This is a genomic window from Xenorhabdus santafensis (genome assembly GCF_033949405.1).
Classification (GTDB): Bacteria; Pseudomonadota; Gammaproteobacteria; order Enterobacterales; family Enterobacteriaceae; genus Xenorhabdus; species Xenorhabdus santafensis.
On sequence record NZ_VCDN01000253.1, the window covers coordinates 1 to 399 of the forward strand.

1 protein-coding gene is annotated in these 399 nt (G+C 51.4%); it reads left to right on the top strand.

Going from position 1 to position 399, the window contains the following annotated elements; translation table 11 throughout:
* Positions 1-127: 127 nt before the first annotated feature.
* A partial coding sequence (locus tag FE392_RS20110) for a hypothetical protein (protein ID WP_319931896.1) occupies positions 128-399 on the top strand: 272 nt, incomplete at its 3' end.

Below are 399 nucleotides of genomic sequence, written 5' to 3' on the forward strand. Positions count from 1 at the left end.
GTGAAAAGCGGCACCGTGGGGGCAAAATGCCATCCGAAAGCGCATACCAACACTGTCCGGGCCGGCAACAAATTGGTGCTGCGCCACGGAGATGAATTCTGGATGAACGGGGCATAAGGAAAAAGCGATGACAGTCAGAATTGAGATTACGGGATATAATGCCAAGGCATTTTGCGAAAATTTCACCATTCATACGCAAGAAAGAGCCGAAAAGGCCCTCAAATATTCGGACAATATCTTCCCCGCCAGTGAGGTGGGTGGTCCAAATTCATCATGGACGCCTGAGGCGTTCAAGCGGGTTGTACAGGACGCGGTAGATAAATTTAAAAGCGGGGAGTTTCCGTTGGAGGAATGGAAGCATACGCCCCCTGAACCGAATGAGCCCCTGCCCGTCAAAGC